The 18,871-nt window shown below is 69.5% G+C and carries 18 protein-coding genes and 1 tRNA gene; 10 read left to right on the forward strand and 9 right to left on the reverse strand.

The window, feature by feature from the left end:
- Positions 1-140: 140 nt before the first annotated feature.
- Positions 141-839 (reverse strand): DUF5324 family protein, encoded by a 699-nt coding sequence (locus tag AC069T_RS11575; protein WP_478782538.1) that lies wholly within the window; start codon positions 837-839, stop codon positions 141-143.
- Between the two features lie 429 nt (positions 840-1,268).
- Between AC069T_RS11575 and AC069T_RS11580 the strand changes: the two genes are divergently transcribed.
- Positions 1,269-1,802 (forward strand): peptidylprolyl isomerase, encoded by a 534-nt coding sequence (locus AC069T_RS11580; protein WP_478782539.1) that lies wholly within the window; start codon positions 1,269-1,271, stop codon positions 1,800-1,802.
- 150 nt (positions 1,803-1,952) lie between these two features.
- The gene (locus tag AC069T_RS11585) at positions 1,953-2,864 is read left to right on the forward strand and encodes a rhomboid family intramembrane serine protease (protein WP_478782540.1); all 912 of its coding nucleotides are present in this window, start codon (positions 1,953-1,955) and stop codon (positions 2,862-2,864) included.
- 283 nt (positions 2,865-3,147) lie between these two features.
- Here the strand turns inward: AC069T_RS11585 and crgA are convergent, their stop codons facing one another.
- Positions 3,148-3,402 carry a cell division protein CrgA gene (gene crgA, locus AC069T_RS11590; protein ID WP_358855131.1) on the reverse strand — a complete coding sequence of 85 codons (255 nt, stop codon included), beginning with the start codon at positions 3,400-3,402 and terminating at the stop codon, positions 3,148-3,150.
- Between the two features lie 142 nt (positions 3,403-3,544).
- Here crgA and AC069T_RS11595 point away from each other — a divergent pair, with 142 nt between their 5' ends.
- The 6 genes from AC069T_RS11595 (at position 3,545) to AC069T_RS11620 (ending at position 8,119) form a co-directional block, all read left to right on the forward strand.
- Positions 3,545-4,324, forward strand: coding sequence for a DUF881 domain-containing protein (locus AC069T_RS11595; RefSeq protein WP_478782541.1), 780 nt, complete (start codon positions 3,545-3,547; stop codon positions 4,322-4,324).
- Positions 4,325-4,388: 64 nt separating this feature from the next.
- Complete coding sequence (locus AC069T_RS11600; protein WP_478782651.1) at positions 4,389-5,105, forward strand: class E sortase; 717 nt, start codon at positions 4,389-4,391, stop codon at positions 5,103-5,105.
- A 16-nt stretch (positions 5,106-5,121) separates the two neighbouring features.
- On the forward strand, positions 5,122-5,340 hold the full coding sequence (locus AC069T_RS11605; protein WP_478782542.1) for a hypothetical protein: 219 nt from the start codon (positions 5,122-5,124) through the stop codon (positions 5,338-5,340).
- Positions 5,337-5,975, forward strand: a complete 639-nt coding sequence (locus tag AC069T_RS11610; RefSeq protein WP_478782543.1) for an aminodeoxychorismate/anthranilate synthase component II — start codon at positions 5,337-5,339, stop codon at positions 5,973-5,975. The genes AC069T_RS11605 and AC069T_RS11610 overlap by 4 nt, the downstream gene beginning before the upstream one ends.
- A complete protein-coding gene (locus tag AC069T_RS11615) occupies positions 5,972-7,300 on the forward strand; it encodes a class E sortase (RefSeq protein ID WP_478782544.1) in 1,329 nt (442 codons plus the stop codon). Before AC069T_RS11610 ends, AC069T_RS11615 begins: the two co-directional genes overlap by 4 nt.
- A gap of 66 nt (positions 7,301-7,366) precedes the next feature.
- Positions 7,367-8,119 (forward strand): class E sortase, encoded by a 753-nt coding sequence (locus AC069T_RS11620; protein ID WP_478782545.1) that lies wholly within the window; start codon positions 7,367-7,369, stop codon positions 8,117-8,119.
- Positions 8,120-8,454: 335 nt separating this feature from the next.
- On the opposite strand, the gene pknB is transcribed toward AC069T_RS11620, so the two are convergent.
- The 6 genes from pknB to AC069T_RS11650 form a co-directional block, all read right to left on the reverse strand.
- Positions 8,455-10,449 carry a Stk1 family PASTA domain-containing Ser/Thr kinase gene (gene pknB, locus AC069T_RS11625; protein ID WP_478782546.1) on the reverse strand — a complete coding sequence of 665 codons (1,995 nt, stop codon included), beginning with the start codon at positions 10,447-10,449 and terminating at the stop codon, positions 8,455-8,457.
- 170 nt (positions 10,450-10,619) lie between these two features.
- Positions 10,620-12,101 carry a peptidoglycan D,D-transpeptidase FtsI family protein gene (locus tag AC069T_RS11630; RefSeq protein ID WP_478782547.1) on the reverse strand — a complete coding sequence of 494 codons (1,482 nt, stop codon included), beginning with the start codon at positions 12,099-12,101 and terminating at the stop codon, positions 10,620-10,622.
- On the reverse strand, positions 12,098-13,534 hold the full coding sequence (locus AC069T_RS11635; RefSeq protein ID WP_478782548.1) for an FtsW/RodA/SpoVE family cell cycle protein: 1,437 nt from the start codon (positions 13,532-13,534) through the stop codon (positions 12,098-12,100). Before AC069T_RS11635 ends, AC069T_RS11630 begins: the two co-directional genes overlap by 4 nt.
- Positions 13,535-13,560: 26 nt before the next feature.
- Complete coding sequence (locus AC069T_RS11640; protein ID WP_478782549.1) at positions 13,561-15,099, reverse strand: Stp1/IreP family PP2C-type Ser/Thr phosphatase; 1,539 nt, start codon at positions 15,097-15,099, stop codon at positions 13,561-13,563.
- Positions 15,100-15,219: 120 nt separating this feature from the next.
- Positions 15,220-15,741, reverse strand: coding sequence for an FHA domain-containing protein FhaB/FipA (locus AC069T_RS11645; RefSeq protein WP_476753050.1), 522 nt, complete (start codon positions 15,739-15,741; stop codon positions 15,220-15,222).
- A 10-nt stretch (positions 15,742-15,751) separates the two neighbouring features.
- Positions 15,752-16,603, reverse strand: coding sequence for an FhaA domain-containing protein (locus AC069T_RS11650; RefSeq protein WP_478782550.1), 852 nt, complete (start codon positions 16,601-16,603; stop codon positions 15,752-15,754).
- A gap of 722 nt (positions 16,604-17,325) precedes the next feature.
- Between AC069T_RS11650 and AC069T_RS11655 the strand changes: the two genes are divergently transcribed.
- Positions 17,326-17,409, forward strand: a tRNA-Leu gene (locus AC069T_RS11655).
- A gap of 242 nt (positions 17,410-17,651) precedes the next feature.
- Here AC069T_RS11655 and AC069T_RS11660 read toward each other — a convergent pair.
- Complete coding sequence (locus AC069T_RS11660; RefSeq protein WP_478782551.1) at positions 17,652-18,305, reverse strand: FMN-dependent NADH-azoreductase; 654 nt, start codon at positions 18,303-18,305, stop codon at positions 17,652-17,654.
- A 120-nt stretch (positions 18,306-18,425) separates the two neighbouring features.
- Between AC069T_RS11660 and AC069T_RS11665 the strand changes: the two genes are divergently transcribed.
- Positions 18,426-18,788 carry a winged helix-turn-helix transcriptional regulator gene (locus tag AC069T_RS11665; protein WP_478782552.1) on the forward strand — a complete coding sequence of 121 codons (363 nt, stop codon included), beginning with the start codon at positions 18,426-18,428 and terminating at the stop codon, positions 18,786-18,788.
- Positions 18,789-18,871: the final 83 nt, after the last annotated feature.

Consider the following 18,871-nt stretch of genomic DNA (forward strand, 5'->3'; position numbering starts at 1 on the left):
TATCCCCGCCGTCCTACCCGCCGGCGATACGCTCCCCTCCCCCCCCCCCCCCCCCCCCCCCCCCACCCCCCCCCCCCACCCTCCCCCCCCCCCCCCCCCCCCCCCCCACGGCGTTGTTGAGGCCGGTGCGGTGACCGGATTCAGCGGAGATCGTCGCGGTCCGCCGATTCCTCCTCGGCCTGCTTGGCCTGAACCTCGGGGTCCAGGGCGGCCTGGCTGCCGTCGACGGCCGACAGGCGGCCGCTGTCGGGCACTTCGGTGGCGGCGGGGGGCTCGACCAGCCAGTCCGGGTTGGCCTGCTTGTCCCACCACTTCCAGGCGGCGTAGGCGCCGCCCGTGACGAGACCCAGCACGGCAAGTCCCTTGGCGAGACGGCCGGCCCGGGCCCGCCGCTGCTGCTTGCGGACCAGCTTCTGGATCTGCTGGGGCGAGACCTGGCCGCGCAGTGCGGCCAGTGCGGCAGCTCCGCGCGCCGCGGCCTCCTTGCTCGCGGGCTGAGCCGCCGCAACGGCCTGGTCGATCCTCGGCTTCGAGTATTCGGCGGCCTGGCGAGCGGCCCTGCGCGTGCGGACCGCGGCGTCGTGCGCGGCCTGGTCGACCTTCGGCGGGACGTGCGAAAGGGCCTGTTCCAGGCGCGGCGCGAGAAGAGCGTCGTACTGGACGCGGGCCTGGTCGGCGGCCAGCGACACCTTCGGCGCAAGCCGTACGCGTGCCTCGTTTGCGTAGTGTGCGGCCCTGTCCTTGGCCGTGTCGGCGTAGGGCGCCACCACTTCCGCGGCGTGCAGCACGCTGTCCTTTGCCGAGCCGGTCGCGGCGCGCACGCTGTCAATGCGGGTCACGGGTTTCCTCCTCCTCGGTGGCGTACGGTATTTCACCTTTCCGCCCTTATCGGGATCATGCCCGTCCGTGGCCTCCGGAGCATGTGAGGACAGGCATCCGGGTCACGGACACCCCCCTCCCGGGCGAGCCTGAAGCAGACGCCGATCAGGGGACGATCAAACGACTTACAGGCGACGATCAGGTCCCATAGCGGTAATACAGGGCGGCAGGAGCTTGCCGACGACAATGCCACGGATCGTCGCGACGCGCCCCCGTCTGGGAGGACTCGACCGGTTTTCTGCAGACGCTGTCCCTGGGCATCTGTCCGGGGACAAAGATCCGGGTGCCCGGTAGAAGCGGTACTAAGCGCAGGGACGAGTGGTGACGGGCGGCGGGCGTCCGGGCCGTGCGAGGATCGGGGAGTCAGAGAAGGCAACGGAAGGCAGATCGTGGCTGAGCAGCTTTACGCCACCCTGAAGACCAACCAAGGCGACATCGAAGTCCGGCTCCTGCCGAACCACGCGCCGAAGACGGTCCGCAACTTCGTCGAACTCGCCAAGGGCGAGCGCGAGTGGGTCAACCCGGAGTCCGGCCAGAGGGTCACGGACAAGCTCTACGACGGCACGGTCTTCCACCGGGTGATCAGCGGATTCATGATCCAGGGCGGCGACCCGCTCGGCAACGGCACCGGCGGCCCTGGCTACCAGTTCGAGGACGAGTTCCACCCCGACCTCGCCTTCGACAAGCCGTACCTGCTGGCCATGGCGAACGCCGGCCCGGGCACCAACGGCTCGCAGTTCTTCATCACCGTCTCCCCGACGGCCTGGCTGACCCGCAAGCACACCATCTTCGGCGAGGTCGTCGACGTGGCCAGCCAGAAGGTCGTGGACGCCATCGTGAGCACCCCGACCAACCCGCGCACCGACCGTCCGGTCAACGACGTGGTCATCGAGTCCGTCGTCGTGGAGACCCGCGAGGGCTGAGGCCCCGGGTTCCGCGGGGAACCAAACGCCCCGTTCGTCCGTAAGGATGGGCGGGGCGGTGCGCTGGCGCCCGGTCCCGCTCAGAACCCGGGCGGACCACTGTACGCCGGCCGCGCAGCGACGTAGGCAGAGGTGAGGGGACGACCCGTCATGGACAACGCGCCAGGCAGCCCGCAGGGCCCGAGCGACCAGGGGCAGCAGGACGCGCAGAGCCCGCCCACCTGCTACCGGCACCCCGACCGCGAGACGGGTATCCGCTGCACCCGGTGCGAGCGCCCCATCTGCCCGGACTGCATGGTCAGCGCCTCGGTCGGCTTCCAGTGCCCCGACTGCGTGCGCAACGGGTCGGGCACCGGGCACGCACCCGCCGCCACGCAGCCCCGCACCCTCGCGGGCGGCGCGGTCGCCGCCGATCCCCGGCTCGTCACCAAGATCCTCATCGGCCTCAACCTGGCCGCGTTCCTGGTGCAGTTGTCGGTCGGTGATCGCTTCACCAACCACTTCCAGCTCCTCGGCAGCGCGTACGATCCTCTGCTCGGCTCGGTCGAAGGAGTCGCGGAAGGCCAGTGGTACCGGCTGGGGACCTCGATGTTCCTGCACGGCAGCGTCACGCACATCGCCTTCAACATGCTCAGCCTCTGGTGGATCGGCGGGCCGCTGGAAGCCGCCCTCGGCCGCGCCCGCTACCTCGCGCTCTACTTCGTCTCCGGTCTCGCCGGCAGCGCCCTGACGTATCTGATCGCCGCACAGAATCAGCCCTCGGTCGGAGCGTCCGGCGCGATCTTCGGCCTCTTCGGCGCGACCGCCGTCCTCATGCGCCGGCTCAACTACGACATGCGCCCGGTCCTCGCCCTGCTCGCGATCAACCTGGTCTTCACCTTCTTCGGAGCCAACATCGCCTGGCAGGCCCACGTCGGTGGCCTGGCCGGGGGCGTCGTCGTCGGGTACGCCATGATCCACGCGCCGCGGCGGCGACGGGGCCTCGTCCAGTACGGGACGTGCGCACTGGTCCTGGCGGCTGTGGTCGTCATGACGCTGGTCAGGACCGCTCAGCTGACGTGAGTGGCCGAGTTTGTCCACAGACTGTGGCGGATCTTGTGCACGCTGTGCGGGAACAACTGTGCCCCCTGCCTCCGACCCGAGTTTCCCCAGGTAGGGCAGGGGGCGAACACGCTTCCGCTTCCCGGTAGGCCAGTCACACCGGCGTCAACACGGAGTGGGTTATCCACAGATCGTCGTTCTTTTTCCCCACTGTGGAAAACTTCTGTGGATAACTCGGTGGACAGCTTGGGGCAGAGCTGGGTCCACCTCGCCGTGGACCCCCGTTACCCCACCGGAAAAGCCGTTACTTCCACTGCGTCGAGACGCCGAATCCCGCCGCGATGAATCCGAAACCGACCACAATGTTCCAGTTGTCCAGGCTGTCGATCGGCAGCGAACCGTTGGTCACGTAGAAGACCACGATCCAGGCGAGGCCGATGAGGAACATGGCCAGCATGACCGGTGCGACCCAGCCGCGGGTGTTCAGTTTGATGGCCGTCGCCTGCTTGGACGGCGGCGGCGTGTAGTCGGCCTTCTTGCGGATACGTGACTTCGGCACGAGGGTCTCTCCTGTCGATGCGCTGCGTGGCCGCGCAGGGAACTGGGGCGGGCTCCGGGGCAGCGTACAAGGGGACACTGAGTGCTCCCCCGGGCGTCCGTTAGCGTAGTGCTTCCGCGGCGCCTAAGGAGATAAGGGTACGTTGAGCAATTCTGCCGACTCCCCAGGGACGGGTCCCTCCACGGCCCCTACGCGCCGTTTCCGGCCCGTGCGGGTGCTCACCGTAGCGGTGTTCGCCCTGGCGGGACTCATCTTCTTCACCAGCTTCAACACGGCCAAGGGCACCAATATCCGTACGGATGCGTCCATGTTGAAGCTCTCCGACCTCATTCAGGAACGGAGCCACAAGAACGGGCAGCTCGACGAGTCCAACGGCGCCCTGCGTGACGACGTCGAGGCGCTCGCCGAACGCGGCGACGGCCGCTCGGACGCCGAGGACGCGAAGCTCGCCGCGCTGGAGAAGAAGGCGGGCACCCGGAAGCTCAGGGGCAGGGCCGTGACGGTCACGCTGAACGACGCCCCGCCGAACGCGACCGCCAAACTGCCGGGCTACCCGGAGCCGCAGCCCGACTACCTGGTCATCCACCAGCAGGATCTCCAGGCCGTGGTGAACGCCTTGTGGCAGGGCGGCGCCGAAGGCATCAAAGTGATGGACCAGCGGCTGATCTCCACCAGCGCGGTGCGCTGCGTCGGCAACACCCTGATCCTCCAGGGCCGGGTCTACTCGCCGCCGTACAAGATCACCGCGGTGGGTGACCCGGCGAAGCTCCAGAAGGCCCTGTCGGCCTCGGCCGCGATCCAGAACTACATGGTGTACGTCAACGTCTACGGGCTCGGCTGGAAAGTCGAGGAGGACGGCAGGGTGACTCTTCCCGGCTACTCGGGCACAGTGGATCTCCACTACGCGACGCCCGCGGAGTAGCGGGAGCAGCGGGCGGCGAAGGGGCCGGAGGAGCGGAGCAGCTGCCACTGGGGGGCCTGTGTCGGTGCGTGTGGTCGTCAGGACGGTCAGCGAACTGTGCATCACCGTCGGCGCCGTGATCGTGCTCTTCGTGGTCTACGTGCTGTTCTGGACCGGCGTGAAGGCCGACAGCGTGATGGACGACCAGATCGACGCGCTCCAGGACCGGTGGTCCCAGGGGACCGTACGGCCGGTGCCCACCCCGTCGGGCAGCCCGGCCCCAGGCGGAAGCGGAAGCTCCGGAGCACCAGCGGCGGAGCCGGCGCGCTACACGGACGGCGAGCCCTTCGCGATCATGTACGTGCCGCGTCTTGGTTTCACGTGGAACAAGCCCGTGCTTGAGGGCACCGGAGTCGGCACTCTGAAGAAGGGGCTCGGGCACTACGCGCGCACCGCGCGGCTCGGGCAGCGGGGAAACTTCGCGGTCGCGGGGCACCGCCGCACGTACGGGGATCCCTTCAAGGACTTCCCCAGGCTTCGTCCGGGCGACGCGGTGGTGCTGACGGACGGCACCACCTGGTTCACGTACCGCATCGACACGAAGCCGTACCGGACGCTGCCCGGAGATGTCGCCGTCATCGATCCGGTGCCGAAGAGGTCGGGGTACACGCGGGCGGGCCGCTATCTGACGCTCACCACCTGCGAGCCGGAGTGGGGGCACAGCCACCGGCTGATCGTCTGGGGGCATCTCGATTCCACCCAGCCCGTGGAGGCCGGGAAACCGGAGGCGCTGCGCCGTTAGTCTGGTGCGGTACGGCATGAGTCGGGTGGTGTACGGCGTGACTCCGGTGCCGTGGTGCTACGGAAGGGACGGCATGTACGGCTGGATCTGGCGGCATCTGCCGGGGAACGCATGGGTGAGGGCGCTGATCTCCCTCGTCCTGGCCCTCGCGGTGGTCTACGTGCTCTTCCAGTACGTCTTCCCGTGGGCCGAACCCCTGCTGCCCTTCAACGATGTGACGGTGGACGACCAGTGAGCGCGCGGATTCTCGTCGTCGACAACTACGACAGCTTCGTCTTCAACCTCGTCCAGTACCTGTACCAGCTGGGCGCGGAGTGCGAGGTGGTGCGCAACGACGAGGTGTCGACCGCGCACGCCCAGGACGGCTTCGACGGGGTGCTGCTGTCGCCGGGGCCGGGCGCTCCGGAGCAGGCCGGTGTCTGCATCGACATGGTCCGGCACTGCGCGGCGACCGGTGTCCCCGTCTTCGGTGTCTGCCTCGGCATGCAGTCGATGCAGGTGGCGTACGGCGGGGTGGTGGACCGCGCGCCGGAGCTGCTGCACGGGAAGACCTCGCTCGTCGAACACGGGGGCACCGGCGTCTTCGCGGGCCTGCCGTCCCCCTTCACGGCGACCCGCTACCACTCGCTGGCCGCCGAACCCCAGACGGTGCCGGCCGAGCTCGAGGTGACGGCCCGCACGCACGACGGGATCGTGATGGGGCTGCGCCACCGCGAACTCCCGGTCGAGGGCGTGCAGTTCCACCCCGAGTCGGTGCTGACCGAGCACGGGCACCTGATGCTCGCCAACTGGCTGACGGAGTGCGGGGACCAGGGCGCGGTGGCGAGGTCGGCGGGGCTCGCCCCGGTGGTGGGCAGGGCCACGGCGTGACCGCGCTGCGCCCCGAGCGCGACGGTTCCCCCTACGGCGGCGAGGCCGCGTACGGGGACGCCGGCGCGTTCGAGGGCGCCGAGTCATTCGGCGGGCCCCTGGCGGGCCCCCTTCCGCCGGAACAGCCGGCGCAGGAGTGGTACGACCCCGAGGGGTACGCACGGGACTGGTACGGGCCGTCCGAGAACGCCCGGGGAGCGGGCGCGGCGTCGTACGAGCCGTCGCCGCAGCAGTATCCCGACCCGTCTCCGCAGCAGCAGTACCGGGACCCGTCGCGACCGGCGCACGGGGGCTCGTACGCGTCGCCCTACGAGACGCCGGGTGCCGCCGGGTACGGGGAGCCGGCCGGTGCGCCGTACGCGCAACCCACGGCCGTGCAGCCGGCGGTGGCACCGCGGTTGCCGGACGACGAAACGGTGGCACTGCGCCTGGCGGAGGTGCCGCGCCGGGCCGGGACTGCCGCGAACGCGGCCGGGAGCGAGGCCACAGGCGCGCCGGGAGGCCGCGCGGCGCGCCGGAAGGCCGCCGGGCGCCGCGGACGGCACGGAGGCGCGCAGGCGCCCACGGAGGCGCCGACGGCGGCGTCCGCGGAAGGCGCCGCGGGAGCGCCCCGCTCCCGGGTGGAGGCGCGGCGTGCGGCGCGCGCACAGCGGCCCGGGGCGGCGGTGGTGGTGAGCCGGGTCATCGGCGAGGTGTTCATCACCACGGGTGTCCTGATGCTGCTGTTCGTGACCTACCAGCTGTGGTGGTCGAACATCCGGGCGCACCAGCAGGCGGGCAGCGCCGCGAGCCACCTCCAGGAGGACTGGGCGAACGGGAAGCGCAGACCGGGGGCGTTCGAGCCGGGGCAGGGTTTCGCCATCCTGCACATTCCCCGGCTGGACGTGGTGGCGCCGATCGCCGAGGGCATCAGCAAGTCGAAGGTCCTCGACCGCGGGATGGTCGGGCACTACGACAAGGACAGTGTGAAGACGGCGATGCCCGAGGCCAAGACCGGCAACTTCGGGATCGCGGGTCACCGCAACACCCACGGTGAACCATTCCGGTACATCAACCGTCTCAAGCCGGGGGACCCGATCGTCGTCGAGACGCAGGACGAGTACTTCGTCTACGAGATGGCGTCGATCCTCCCCGTGACGCCGCCGTCGAACACCGGCGTGCTGGACCCCGTCCCCAAGGGGTCGGGTTTCACGGCACCCGGGCGCTACATCACACTGACCACGTGCACGCCTGAATTCACCAGCAAGTACCGGATGATCGTCTGGGGCAAGATGGTCGAGGAACGGCCGCGCAGCGAGGGCAAGCCGGACGCGCTCGTCGAGTAGCGCGCGAGAGCGCTGTCGTCGGGCCTTCCGGGACAACTGAGTCGGACCAGACGGGGCGGATGGACAGTGGCAGCGAGGACGGACCACGACGAGCGCGCCGACGCGGATGCCGGCGCCGGCGCGGTGTCCCCGCCGGGGCGCCGCGGCTCGGGCCGGATCGCGACGGCCGTCAGCGTCTTCGGTGAACTCCTCATCACCGCCGGGCTGGTGCTCGGTCTCTTCGTCGTCTACTCGCTGTGGTGGACGAACGTGATCGCCGACCGCGCGGCGCACAAGGAGGCCGACCAGGTCCGCGACACCTGGCTGGACCACCGGGGCGGCCCCGGCGCGCTGGACACCAGGAACGGCATCGGCTTCCTGCACGTGCCGGCCATGCGGAACGGCGAGGTGCTCGTCAAGAAGGGCACGTCGGCCAAGGTCCTGAACAACGGCGTCGCCGGTTACTACACGGACCCCGTCAAGTCGGCCCTGCCGCAGGACGGGAAGGGCAACTTCACGCTGGCCGCCCACCGCGACGGCCACGGCGCCAAGTTCCACAACATCGACAAGCTCAGGAAGGGCGACCCGATCGTCTTCGAGACCAAGGACGACTGGTACGTCTACAAGGTCTTCTCGGTCCTTCCGGAGACCTCGAAGTACAACGTGCGGGTCCTCGGGCCGGTCCCGAAGCAGGCGGGCGTGAAGAAGGCCGGCCGGTACATCACCCTGACGACGTGCACGCCCGTCTACACGTCCCGCTACCGCTATGTGGTGTGGGGCGAGCTGGAGCGGGTGGAGAAGGTCGACAGCGACCGCACGCCGCCGGAGGAAATCCGCTAGGCCTGTCCGACACCGGAGCACGTCGCCCGGGAGGGGCACCGGACCCGCACGTACGGGAGAGCCGGCGGAGCACGCCGTACGGGAGAGCCCCGGCACCCTTCGTGGATGCCGGGGCTCTCCCGTACGCCGGACCGGGTCCGGACGGAGTGCTAGGGCCTGTCGTTTGGATCAGGCTGGCTGTGACCGACGGTTCGTCCTGACCGGCCCGAGCGGGGTCTGGCGCGTGCAGCTGCAAGGCGGAGGAGGGAGTCGACGCGGAGCGTCGGCGACCGACGACAACGCCGCAGATGTGCGTGCCGGACCCCGCGACGCCGGCGTGATCCAAACGACAGGCCCTAGTCCTCGGGGCGGAACATCGTGCCGTTGATGCCGCCGAAGAGGCCGCCGTTGCCGTTGCCGCCGCCGTTGTCGCCGCCGCCGCCCGTGGTGTTCAGGTTGATCGCGGTGCCCTGGTCGACCTGGCTGCCGGCCCCCGGATCGGTGACCAGGACGATGGCGTTGTCATCGCTGGAACCGTTGACGTTGCCGACCTGGAGGCCCGCGCCCTCGAGGGCCTTCTTGGCGTCCTTGAGGCGCTGACCGGTCAGGGCGGGCACGGCCACCTTCTGCTTCTCGGCGGCCTTGCCGATCTGGATGGTGACCTTCGTGCCCGGGTCGGCCTGTGAATTGGCCGACGGGGCGGTCTGGATGACCTTGCCGACCTTCGAGGCGTCGTCCGTCTCGACCTCCTGGCACTCGCCGACGAGGTTGTTGGCCTGCATCTGCTGCTTGGCCTCGTCACAGCTCTTGCCCTGGACGTCCGGCACGGTGGCCTGCTTCTTCTCCACCGCCACGGTCAGGGTGATGGTCGTGCCCTTTTCCAGCTCCGTGTCGCCCCCGGGGTCCTGGCCGATGACGACGCCCTCGCTCTGTGTGGACTCCTGGTTCTTCCGCTCGACCTCGAAGCCCTTGGCGGTGAGCCGGGCCTTCGCCTTGCTGTAGGACAGGCCCTGGACGTCGGGGACGGTGACCTTCGGCGCGCCCGTCGACACCACCAGGTTGATGGTGTCGCCCTTGTTGACCTCCACGCCTTCCTTCGGGTCCTGCGAGCAGACGTTGCCCGTCTTCTGCTTCTCGCAGGCCTTCTTCGTGAACGTGAGCACCAGGTCGCGGTTCTCCGCGAAGATCGTGGCGTCCGCCCGGGACTGGCCCACGAAGTTCGGCGCGGGGAACGGTTCGTCGGCCGAGTCCTTGCCGTCGAAGGCCCACATGCCGATCAGGATCGCGCCGATGAGGACCAGAACGCCCGCCACGACCAGCAGGATCGTCGAGGTGTTCGTCTTCTTCTGGCGCCGGCGGTCGGGGCGGTCGTCGTACCCGCCGTCGTCCGGGTTCATCGGGGGCAGCATCGACGTGGCCTGCCCGTCCGTGGAGCGCAGGGCCGTGGTCGGCTGGTCGTCGGGGTAGCCGCCGTAACCGACGGAGCCCATGGCGGCCGTGGCGGCGACGGGCTGGCCGTCGAGGCAGGCCTCGATGTCCGCGCGCATCTCGTCGGCGGACTGGTAGCGGTAGTCGGGGTCCTTGGTCAGCGCCTTGAGGACGATGGCGTCCATCTCGGGCGTGATCTCGGGGTCGAAGACGCTCGGCGGCTGGGGCTCCTCGCGCACGTGCTGGTAGGCCACCGCGACCGGGGAGTCGCCGACGAACGGCGGACGCACGGTCAGCAGTTCGTACAGCAGACAGCCGGCGGAGTACAGGTCGGAGCGGGCGTCGACCTGCTCGCCCTTGGCCTGCTCCGGCGAGAGGTACTGGGCGGTGCCGATGACCGCAGCGGTCTGCGTCATCGTCATGCCGACGTCGCCCATCGCGCGGGCGATGCCGAAGTCCATGACCTTGACCTGGCCGTTGCGCGTGAGCATGACGTTGGCCGGCTTGATGTCACGGTGGACGATGCCGGCGCGGTGGGAGTACTCCAGGGCCTGGAGGATGCCGATGGTCATCTCCAGGGTGCGCTCGGGCAGCAGCTTGCGCCCGGAGTGCAGCAGCTCGCGCAGCGTGGAACCGTCGACGTACTCCATCACGATGTACGGGATGGAGATGCCCTCGATGTAGTCCTCGCCGGTGTCGTAGACGGCGACGATCGCGGGATGGTTGAGCGAGGCGGCCGACTGGGCCTCCCGGCGGAAGCGGGCCTGGAACGACGGATCGCGCGCGAGGTCCGCGCGAAGCGTCTTCACCGCTACGGTGCGGCCGAGCCGGGTGTCGTGGGCGAGGTGAACCTCGGCCATGCCACCACGGCCGAGCACATGGCCCAGCTCGTACCGGCCGCCGAGGCGACGCGGCTCTTCCATAGCTACCTACCAGCCCTCTCCGTCAGTCCCGACCGCACCTTTGTGGGTCCGGCGGTGTGCTGTCCGGGCATACGGTACCCGGCTCGCCTTGTGTGACCTGGCCAAGACCGTCACCCGATACAGGACCGGTATTCGCAACGTGCACCGATGTGCGGCGGGCGTGACGGGGGTCACTTCTTGCTGTCGATCACTGCCTTCATCACGTCCCTCGCGATGGGCGCGGCGAGACCGCCGCCCGAGATGTCGTCACGGTTGGCGCTCTCGTCCTCGACCACGACGGCGACGGCGACCGGGGAGCTGCCGTCGCTCTGCTTGGCGTAGGAGATGAACCAGGCGTAGGGGTTCTCGCTGTTGTCGACGCCGTGCTGGGCGGTGCCCGTCTTGCCGCCGACCGTGATGCCGCCCTCGTTGATCTGCGCCCGGGTGCCGGTGCCCTTCTTGACGACCGTCTCCATCATCGACTGCAGGATCTGGGCGTTCTCCTCGGAGAGCGGCTCGCTCATCTTCTCGGGCTCGGTCTGCTCGATGACGTCCAGGTTCGGGGCCTGGAGCTTGTCGACCATGTACGGCTTCATGAGCGTGCCGTTGTTGGCGACGGCCGAGGCGACCATGGCCATCTGGAGAGGGGTCGTGGCCGTCTCGAACTGGCCGATGGAGCTGAGCGCGGTCTGCGGCTTGTCCATCTTGGTCGGGAAGATCGAGGCGCTGGTGCGCACCGGCGTGAACTGCTCCTCGTTGAAGCCGAACTTCTCGGCCTGCTCGACCATCTTGTCCCGGCCGAGGTCGGCGCCGATCTTGCCGAAGACGGTGTTGCAGGAGACCCGGAGCGCCTCACGCATGGTGGCGTTCTTGCAGGGGATGTTCCCCTCGTTCTTCAGCTCGGTGTTCGTGTTCGGCAGGGTGTACGGCAGCGGCGAGTCGGTCTTCTCGTCCGCGCTGGTGTACTTGCCGTTCTCCAGCGCCGCGGCGGCGGTGACGACCTTGAAGGTGGAGCCCGGCGGGTAGGTCTCGCGCAGCGCCCGGTTGAGCATCGGCTCGTCCGGGTTGCTCTTCTTCTGGATCTTCTGCCAGGCCTTGCTGTCCGTCGTGGTGGAGTTCCCGGCGAACGTCGACGGGTCGTACGAGGGAGTGGAGGCGAGGGCGAGGATGGCGCCGGTCTGCGGGTCGATCGCGGCGACCGCGCCCTTGCCCTGCCTCAGCAGACCCTGGTACGCGGCCTTCTGCGCGGCCGCGTTGAGCGTGGTGACGACGTTGCCGCCCTGCTTCTTCTTGCCGGTCAGCATGTCGAGGGTGTTGCGGAAGAAGAGCCGGTCGTCGTTGCCGGTGAGTATGCCGTCGTCGATGGACTCCAGCTGCGTGGCTCCGAAGGCCTGCGAGGCGTACCCGGTCACGGGCGCCCACATGGCGCCGTCCTTGTAGGTCCGCTTGTACGCGAAGTCGCTGCCGTCGGTCTTCTTGGAACCGGTGATCGACTTGCCGTCGACGATGATGTCGCCGCGCGGGGTGGCATAGCGCTCTATGGAGACTCGGCGGTTCTTGGGGTCGTCCTTCAGGGCGTCGGCCTGGAGGTACTGCAGCCAGTTGTCCCGGATGAGCAGGGCGAGGACGAGGAGCCCGCAGAAGATCGCGATCCGGCGCAGGGGCTTGTTCACGGTCGGACCACCTGGGTCATTTCGGCGTCGGGATTGGGAGCGGGGGCGGGCGCGGGACGGCGCGCGGTGTCGCTGATGCGGATCAGGATGCCGATCAGCGCCCAGTTGGCGATCACGGAGGAACCTCCGTACGCCAGGAACGGCATGGTCATACCGGTCAGCGGGATGAGGCCCATGACACCGCCGGCGACCACGAAGACCTGGAGGGCGAAACCGCCGGAGAGGCCGATGGCGGCGAGCTTGCCGAACGGGTCGCGGGCGGCGAGGGCCGTACGGACGCCGCGCTCGACGATCAGCCCGTACATCAGCAGGATCGCCATGATGCCCGCGAGGCCCAGCTCCTCGCCGAAGGTGGCGAGGATGAAGTCGGAGTTGGCGGCGAACTTGATCAGGTCGGAGTTGCCCTGGCCGAGTCCGGTGCCCAGGGTGCCGCCGGAGCCGAAGGCCCACAGCGCTTCCATGGACTGCTCCGAGTGACCGGCGACCCCCTGCTGGCTGAGCGTGTACTCGCGCATCGGGTCGAGCCAGGCCTGGACGCGCTGCTGGACGTGCGGTTCGAAGGAGGCGACGCTGACCGCGCCGACCGCGGACATCAGCAGACCGAAGACGATCCAGCTGGTCCGCTCGGTGGCGACGTACAGCATGATCACGAACATGCCGAAGAACAGCAGCGAGGTGCCGAGGTCGGTCTCGAAGACGAGGATGAGGATCGAGACGAACCAGACGACCAGGATCGGGCCGAGGTCGCGGCCGCGCGGCAGGTAGAGACCCATGAAGCGGCGGCTGGCGAGCGCCAGCGCGTCGCGCTTGACCATCAGGTAGCCGGCGAAGAAGACGACCAGGACGATCTTGGCGAACTCACCGGGCTGGATGGTGAATCCGGCGATGGAGATCCAGATCTTCGCGCCGAAGACGTTCAGGCCGAGGCCCGGCACCAGCGGCAGGAGCAGCAGGATGAGGGCGAGGACCATGGAGATGTACGTGTAGCGCTGGAGGACGCGGTGGTCCTTCAGGAAGACCAGCACCACGGCGAACAGCGCGATGCCGAGCGCGGTGTACAGCAGCTGGCGGGGCGCGGCCTCGACGAAGTTCGGCAGTGCCTGGAGCCGCTTCGACTGGTCGAGCCGCCAGATGACCACGAGCCCGAGGCCGTTGAGCAGCGTGGCCAGTGGCAGCAGCAGCGGGTCCGCGTACGGCGCGAACTTGCGCACGACGAGGTGGCCGACGGCGGCGAGCAGGCCGAGGCCGAGACCGTAGCTCAGCAGGCCGGGCGGCACCGAGTCGTTGATGGCGAGGCCCACGTTGGCGTAGGCGAACACCGGGATGACTACGGCGAACACCAGCAGCGCCAGCTCGGTGTTGCGACGGCTCGGCGTACCGATCGAGCCGATCGTGGACGTGTGGTGCGTCGACGAGTTCGTACTACTGCTCATGGTGTGACAGGGCCCCTCACGGCTGCTTACTGCTTACCGCACAGCGAGACCAGCTTCTGCTCTTCCTCGGAGAGGCTGGGGCCGGGTGTGGGAGTGGGTGCGGTCTTGGACTTGGAGGACGAGGGCTGTGACGCCGACGGGTTGGGCGTCGGCGACGATGTGGCCTTGGACGTCAGTGAGGTCTTTGTGGTTCCCGTGACGCCACCGGCCTCGCCCGCGCCGGGTTTGGCGTTCTTCTCGGCGGCGGAGCGGCGTTCGGCGTTCTTCTTGCACGCGGACGCCTGCACGCCCAGTTCGTCGATCTTCGACTGCGCGTCGCTGAGGCCGCCCTCGGCGATGGTCGCCTTGACCTGCTTCTGCTGGTACGGCGGCAGGTACTTGAGTTCGATCTCGGGGTGATCCTTCTCCACCTTCGAGAGCGAGACCCAGGCCAGGTCCTGGCTGATGCCCCGGTACAGCGCGACGTGCTCGCCCTGGGCGCCGACGAAGTACTGGGTCTGCGTCCAGCGGTAGCCGCCGTACAGGCCGCCGCCGATGACGGCGAGCGCGAGCACCGTGTAGAAGGACCTCTTCAGCCACCTGCGCCCCGAGCGCGGCTTCACGAAGTCCTCGTCCGAGTACCCGTCGAAGCTGCCGGCGGGGACGTAACCGGTGGTGTCGCCGCTGCCGGGCGGGCCGAACTCGCCGCCGCCGCCCTGACCGGGCACCTGGCGGCCGAGGTTCGAGGCGCGCCCCGCGGGCGTCTGCATGGCGCCGTTGTCGTGCGCCTGGAGCTGGTTCTCGGCGACCGCGCCCACCACGACCGGGGTGTCGGAGAGCTGGCCGGCGAGGGTGTCACCGCTGTCGATGTCGAGGACGTCGGCGACGATCACGGTGATGTTGTCGGGGCCGCCGCCGCGCAGCGCGAGCTGGATGAGCTCCTGCACGGTCTCCTGGGGGCCCTGGTAGCTGGCGAGGGTGTCCTCCATCGTCTGATGGCTGACGACTCCCGACAGACCGTCGGAGCAGATCAGGTACCGGTCGCCGGCGCGGACCTCGCGGATGGACAGGTCCGGCTCGACGTGGTCGCCGCTGCCCAGCGCGCGCATCAGCAGGGAGCGCTGCGGGTGGGTGGTGGCCTCCTCCTCGGTGATGCGTCCCTCGTCGACGAGGCGCTGCACCCAGGTGTGGTCCTGCGTGATCTGGGTGAGTACCCCGTCGCGCAGCAGGTAGGCACGGGAGTCGCCGACGTGGACGAGGCCGAGGCGCTGTCCGGTCCACAGCAGGGCGGTGAGCGTGGTGCCCATGCCCTCCAGCTGGGGGTCCTCCTCGACCATCATCCTGAGCTGGTCGTTGGCGCGCTGCACGGCGGTGCCGAGCGAGGTGAGGATGTCGGAGCCGGGCACGTCGTCGTCGAGCGCGACGATGGTGGAGATCACCTCGGAGGAGGCGACCTCGCCGGCGGCCTGGCCGCCCATCCCGTCGGCGATCGCGAGCAGCCGCGGACCGGCGTAACCGGAGTCCTCGTTGCCCTCGCGGATCATGCCTTTGTGCGATCCGGCGGCGAAGCGCAGTGACAGACTCATGCGCACCTCGCCCGTCGGCTCCGGGTACATCCGCACGGTGCCCACCCTCCGGTCGGGAGCGCGCCGGGGTCCCTCGTGTGGACCGCCGCTGCGTGCTCGCTCCGCTCGCTCATTGTCGTACTACTTCCGCAGCTCGATGACGGTCTTGCCGATGCGGATCGGCGCGCCCAGCGGGACCGGTGTGGGAGTCGTGAGCCGGGCCCGGTCGAGATAGGTGCCGTTCGTGGAGCCGAGGTCCTCGACGATCCACTGGCCGTCCCGGTCGGGATAGATCCGGGCGTGCCGGCTGGACGCGTAGTCGTCGTCGAGGACGATCGTGGAGTCGTGCGCGCGGCCCAGGGTGATGGTCTGGCCCTGGAGCGCGACGGTCGTGCCCGTGAGGGTGCCCTCCGAGACGACCAGCTTGGTGGGGGCGCCGCGGCGCTGGCGGCCGCCGCCGCTCGGCGCCGCTTGCTGGCGCTGCTGCGGAGGCGCCGTCTGGCGCGCGGCCTGCTGCGGCCGCGCGGCTTCCCGGCGCGAGCCGCGCTGGGTGACGCGCGTTCCGAACAGGTCGCTGCGGATGACCTGCACGGCCACGATCACGAACAGCCACAGTACGGCCAGGAAACCCAGCCGCATGACCGTGAGGGTCAGCTCTGACATTGCCCCCGCTTCACCCTTCGGCTTGCCGGTAAATGATGGTGGTGCTGCCCACGACGATCCGCGAGCCGTCGCGGAGCGTAGCGCGGGTGGTGTGCTGCCCGTCCACCACGATGCCGTTGGTGGACCCGAGATCCTGGATCGTCGAGGGCGTTCCGGTCCGGATCTCACAGTGCCGGCGCGAGACGCCGGGGTCGTCGATCCGCACGTCGGCTTCGGTGCTGCGGCCCAGCACCAGCGTCGGGCGGGAGATCTGATGGCGTGAGCCGTTGACCTCGATCCAGTGCCGCGTTCTCGCGCCCGGCGCCGGGGCTGCCGCGGCGCGCGGCCCCAGGGGGGCGGCGCCGGGACGGCCGCCGGGCGGCGGCGCGGACGGCATGGGGGGAGCGGGCGCGGACTGGGCGGCCGGCGGGTAGCCGTACCCCCCGGGGCGTCCCGCGGCCGGGCCCGCGGGGCCCGCCGGGGCGGACGCGGGCGACTGCTGGTTGGTGGAGGAGGCGAGCGTACGGCTGCGCACCCGGTACAGACCGGTGTCGAGGTCGTCGGCCTTCTCCAGGTGGACCTTGATGGGGCCCATGAAGGTGTAACGCTGCTGCTTGGCGTAGTCGCGCACCATGCTGGCGAGTTCGTCGCCGAGCTGACCCGAGTAGGGGCTGAGGCGCTCGAAGTCCGGCGTGCTCAGCTCCACGATGAAGTCGTTGGGCACGACGGTCCGCTCGCGGTTCCAGATCGTGGCGTTGTTGTCGCACTCGCGTTGGAGCGCTCCCGCGATCTCCACGGGCTGGACCTCGGACTTGAACACCTTGGCGAAGGTGCCGTTGACCAGACCTTCGAGACGCTGCTCGAACTTCTTCAGGACTCCCATGGGGCACCTCCTCCTTAGACGTCGTCCTGTGTGCCGCTTACGCCTGTACTGCCTGCCGTACCGCCGGATGCGGCACCGCCGGTGCTGCTCACCGCCGTGCCACCCACTGTCTACTGCCCAGCGCGGTGCCACTTACGGCGTTCTGCTGATCGTCTTCGTCCTGGTACTGCTTACTGATCGTATCCACGCGCCGGGAAATCGGGTGGTTCCCCCTGTCGGCCCGGTCGACGAGTGTCGACACCTTCCGCGGTCCCGAGCCGAGGTCCCCTCCCGAAGTTCCCTCCGGAGCCCCTCTTCGAACTCCTTCAGGGAAGGATCGTAGAGGTGGCCCGGGACCAGTGTCCCGCACCTGGCTGTGCACCTTGTCCGGCTCCTGGACAGATGGCCAGGACCGGTACGAGGTTGATACGTGAACCGGTTCTGTCGGTACGCGCAGAAGGGGCGGGAGGAGACGGGCGGGCCGCCGGGGTCGCCGGGGGCCGAGCGGGACCGGCGGAGCCGGGGGCGGGGGCTCCTCTTCCGTGTCCCTATGGGTGGCCTCCGGCCGGATCCGGGGTGCCCGCGGGTCGCCGTAGGCCCGGGTGGGCGCTCCTCCGGCCCCCTCTGCCGGAGCTGCGGGGGGCCGGGAAAGGGATGTGATTCCACCCCGGACGGCGTGCTAATCTTCTGCATGTCGACAGGGGCTCGCACCACTTGGTGGGGGACCGGAAGACACACCCAATGCGCGGGTGGCGGAATAGGCAGACGCGCTGGATTCAGGTTCCAGTGCCCGAAAGGGCGTGGGGGTTCAACTCCCCCCTCGCGCACAGCGAACGGACCCCTTCCCCGACGAAAGTCGGGGAAGGGGTCCGTTTCTCGTTGCCCAGGAGCGTCAGTTCCGCAGCGGGGCGGCTCAGGGACAGGACGGGACGGTCCCGGGTGCTGCGGGCGGTGAGGTATATCACTGCCCGCAGCGCGACGGGCGAGTCGGTTCCGGACGACACGGGCGGCCGGGGTGCGGTGTGTGCTGCCGGGATTCCGGCGGGGCCGGTCGTCTCGCGGGGTGCGGTCAGGCGGCGAGGCGGGCCGTGAGCTCCTTGGCCCGTGCGGTGGCCGCCTCGAGCGCCCGGGCGCGGGAGGCCTCGGAGAGCGGGACCAGTTCGGACATCGCCGGGTTGTGCGGTGCCATCGTCAGCTCCGGGACGATGAAGTGGACGTCCAGTCCGAGCGTGTCACCGAGGACGGCCTGCAGGTAGTTCTGCACGTACTCGTAGGGCTCGCGGGGGGTGCCCGGCGCGTAGGAGCCGCCGCGGCTGGCGATGACCGTGACCGGGGTGCCCTTGATCTTCGAGTCCTCGGACATGGCAGTACGGCCGATCAGGATGACGTTGTCCAGCCAGGCCTTGAGGGTCGAGGGGATCGAGAAGTTGTGCATCGGGGAGCCGATCAGGACGGCGTCCGCCTGCTCAAGCTCCGCGATGAGCCGTGCGCGCTCGGCGAAGGCCGCGGCCTGCTCCGGGGTGTGCGTGTCCGGGGCTGCGAAGCCGGCGGTGTGGGCGTCGGCGGTGATGTGCGCAACGGGGTGTGCGGCGAGGTCGTGGTGGATCACCGTGCCGTTCGGGTGCTGCTCCTCCCAGGCCGTGCGGAAGGCGTCCGCCACCGCGCGGGAGGCCGACGCGGAGGCGGGGAACACGGACGAGTCGATGTGCAGCAGCGTGGCCATGGGATCTCCAGGGGATGACGGAGCAGCCCGGATGCCGGGCTTCTGATTCGTTCCTAACTAGAGATAACACAGCTACTTACTTTTCTTCACCCCCTAGTGTGAACGCAGTAGTCTGGAGTCATGGCAGAGCCGGGGAGCCACGACGCAGGGCCGTGTCAGAAGGTCGACGACGGGATGACGCGGGTCTTCCAGCTGCTCGGAAAGCGCTGGACCGGCCTGGTCGTGGCCGTGCTGCTGCAACGGCCGGTGCACTTCGCCCAGCTGCGCAGGGCCATCCCCGGCATCAGCGAGCGCATGCTGTCGGACCGGCTCACGGAACTGGGCGCGGCGGGCCTGGTCGTGCGCGAGGTGGACGAGGGTCCCCCGCTGCGGGTCGCGTACCGGCTGACGGAGGCGGGCGCCGCGCTGGAACCGGCGCTCAAGGAACTCGGGGTCTGGGCGGAGCGCTATCTCCCCGAGAGGGGTCCCTGCCCCGGGAAATAGCCGCGCCGCGGGGTTGTCCACAGGCTCTGACGTGGCTCGGCCGTCGGCGGTACGGTTATCACGAGTTGATGTTCGGGCACGGG

The sequence above is a fragment of the Streptomyces sp. NPDC043867 genome, assembly GCF_056435845.1.

Bases quoted from the DNA above. Each gene is read 5' to 3' on its own strand.
- AC069T_RS11585 (WP_478782540.1), top strand. From the start codon at position 1,953: ATGGACAACGCGCCAGGCAGCCCGCAGGGCCCGAGCGACCAGGGGCAG.
- AC069T_RS11605 (WP_478782542.1), top strand. From the start codon at position 5,122: ATGAGTCGGGTGGTGTACGGCGTGACTCCGGTGCCGTGGTGCTACGGA.
- pknB (WP_478782546.1), bottom strand. From the start codon at position 10,449: ATGGAAGAGCCGCGTCGCCTCGGCGGCCGGTACGAGCTGGGCCATGTG.
- AC069T_RS11635 (WP_478782548.1), bottom strand. From the start codon at position 13,534: ATGAGCAGTAGTACGAACTCGTCGACGCACCACACGTCCACGATCGGC.
- AC069T_RS11640 (WP_478782549.1), bottom strand. From the start codon at position 15,099: ATGAGTCTGTCACTGCGCTTCGCCGCCGGATCGCACAAAGGCATGATC.
- AC069T_RS11645 (WP_476753050.1), bottom strand. From the start codon at position 15,741: ATGTCAGAGCTGACCCTCACGGTCATGCGGCTGGGTTTCCTGGCCGTA.
- AC069T_RS11650 (WP_478782550.1), bottom strand. From the start codon at position 16,603: ATGGGAGTCCTGAAGAAGTTCGAGCAGCGTCTCGAAGGTCTGGTCAAC.
- AC069T_RS11660 (WP_478782551.1), bottom strand. From the start codon at position 18,305: ATGGCCACGCTGCTGCACATCGACTCGTCCGTGTTCCCCGCCTCCGCG.
- AC069T_RS11665 (WP_478782552.1), top strand. From the start codon at position 18,426: ATGGCAGAGCCGGGGAGCCACGACGCAGGGCCGTGTCAGAAGGTCGAC.